Here is a 2,467-nt window from a genome sequence, read left to right on the forward strand (position 1 = left end):
GCACCGCGGTGCCGGCCGACCGCGTCGATCTCGTCGACGAAGACGATCGCCGGGGCATTGGCCTTGGCCTGCTCGAACAGGTCCCGCACGCGAGAAGCACCGACACCGACGAACATCTCGACGAAGTCGGACCCCGAGATGGAGTAGAAGGGCACGCCCGCCTCACCGGCGACGGCCCGTGCGAGCAGGGTCTTACCGGTGCCGGGCGGGCCGTAGAGCAGCACGCCCTTGGGGATCTTGGCCCCGACCGCGAGGAATTTCGCCGGCTCGGCGAGGAACTCCTTGATCTCCTGCAACTCTTCGACGGCCTCGTCGGCGCCCGCGACATCGGCGAAGGTGACCTTCGGGGTGTCCTTGGAGGCGAGCTTGGCCCGCGACTTGCCGAACTGCATCACCCGCGACCCGCCGCCTTGCATCTGGCTCATCAGGAACCAGAACAGGCCGACCAGGATGATCAGCGGCAGGATCGAGACGAGCAGCGAGCCCAGGAGACTGGGGTGCTCGATCGCATCGTTGTATGCCGTGGGGACGTTCTCATTGACGAGGGTCACCAACTCGTCGGCGCGCGCATCGATGAACTCGGTGCGGACCTTGGTGGCGTCCTTGACGCCCTCACCGGTGTAGGTCTGGCCCGACTTCAACGTCAGGTCGAGGACGTTGTCGCTGGTGAACTTGGCCGACTCGACCTGTTTGTTGGAGATCAGCTGCGCAGCCGCCGAGGTGTCGATGCGGGCATACCCGCCGTCTCCATTGAAGGAGAACAGGACGACCATGAGCGTGAACATGGCAAGGACCCACAACAGCGGGTTGCGGACGATTCGCTTGGCATTCGTGGACATCGTGGGGCCCTGTGGCCTGCTCCTTGCGTTGTCGGGCGGCCTCGGGTGAGGCCGACCGGGAACGGGGTCGATCAGAGGACGACACTACCCGGACCTACAGACACCCGGCGCGTTCACGTCCACGCAGGCAAACGCACGACCGCGCGGGCGTGTTCCGCAGCCGGCGAATGAGGCCTCAGGAGTAGACGTGCGGGGCGAGGGTGCCGACGACGCGCAGGTTGCGGTAGGCCTCGGCGAAATCGAGCCCGTAGCCGACGACGAAGTCGTTGGGGATGTCGAAGCCCACCCACCGGCAGTCGATGGCGACCTTGGCCGCATCGGGTTTGCGCAGCAGGGTGCAGATCTCGACCGACTTCGGGCCGCGGGACTCCAGGTTCGCGCGGATCCACGACAAGGTCAGGCCGGAGTCGATGATGTCCTCGACGATCACGACGTGCCGCCCGGTGATGTCGGTGTCGAGGTCCTTCAGGATGCGCACGACACCGGAGGACTTGGTGCCGGAGCCATAGGAGGAGACCGCCATCCAGTCCATTGGGACGCTGCCGGGGATGGCGCGCATGAGGTCGGCCATCACCAGCACGGCGCCCTTGAGGATGCCGACGAGCAGGAAGGGCTCGCCCGCGTAGTTCTCCCAGATCTCGGTTGCCAGCTCGGCCAGGCGGGCCTGGATCTCTTCCTCGGTGATCAGGACCTTCTCGAGGTCGGCACCCATGTCCGCAGCGTCCACGCCTGTTATCTAACCGTAAGGATCGGCATCGACGTGGATCAGCCCCTGGAAGCGCCGGACCCACACCCGCCCGGGGACGGTGATCGGGCCTTGCCCATGCCAGTGGGTGAGGAGCCGGTCGCATTCACGGACGTGGTCGCGAGTCAGATCGGTCGGCGGTGCGCCCGCGGCGAGGAGGGCGGCTCGCCAGACCCGCCCGCGCAGGGCCTGCGGGAGCTTTTCCAGATCGGCAACCGCCCATGGCGGGGTGCCCAATCGTGCCGTATGCCGCTGCGCCTCCCCTTCCAGGAAGTCCGCGTCCGCGCGGGCCAGCTCGGCCGTGCGCAGCAGACCCGCGCGCACCCCCGGCCCGAGATCGCGGGTCAGGTCGGCCAGCGCCGCACGTGCGCGGACGCGCAGGTAGGCGGGTTCGTCGTTGTGCGGGTCGCGCCAGGGTGTCAGGCCGAGTTCGTCGCAGGACGCTTCGGTGGTGGTGCGGTCGAGGTCGAGCAAGGGGCGCCGGAAGCACTCGCGACGGCGGGGCATGCCGGCGAGCGATCGGGCACCGGAGCCGCGGGTGAGCCCGAGGAGCACTTGTTCGGCCTGGTCATCGGCCGTATGCCCGAGCAGCACGACCACGGCCCGGCCGAGGTCCGCGGCGGTCGCGGTGAGCGCCGTATGACGCGCCGTGCGCGCCGCGGCCTCCGGCCCGGAGGGGCTGTCGGTGGCCACTGTCACGCTGACGACATGAACCGGATCCAGACCCAATTCCCGGCAGGTGGCCGCGGCCCGCCCCGCCACTGCGGCCGAGTCTTCCTGCAGACGGTGATCGACGCACACGGCACCAGCGCGCAGGCCGGCGCGCGGTGCGACCCACGCCAGGGCCGCAGCGAGGGCCAGGGAGTCGGCGCCGCCCGAGCAC

At 68.9% G+C, this 2,467-nt stretch carries 3 protein-coding genes; all 3 read right to left on the bottom strand.

The window, feature by feature from the left end; genetic code table 11:
• Positions 1-839, bottom strand: an 839-nt coding sequence (locus PKH97_RS15820; protein ID WP_324388573.1) for an ATP-dependent metallopeptidase FtsH/Yme1/Tma family protein, incomplete at its 3' end; no start/stop codon positions are given.
• 175 nt (positions 840-1,014) lie between these two features.
• Positions 1,015-1,566 (bottom strand): hypoxanthine phosphoribosyltransferase, encoded by a 552-nt coding sequence (gene hpt / locus PKH97_RS15825; protein ID WP_324388574.1) that lies wholly within the window; start codon positions 1,564-1,566, stop codon positions 1,015-1,017.
• A gap of 9 nt (positions 1,567-1,575) precedes the next feature.
• On the bottom strand, positions 1,576-2,467 hold an 892-nt coding region (tilS, locus tag PKH97_RS15830; RefSeq protein ID WP_324388575.1), incomplete at its 5' end, for a tRNA lysidine(34) synthetase TilS.

It is taken from the genome of Nostocoides sp. (genome assembly GCF_035343835.1).
GTDB lineage: Bacteria > Actinomycetota > Actinomycetes > Actinomycetales > Dermatophilaceae > Nostocoides_A > Nostocoides_A vanveenii.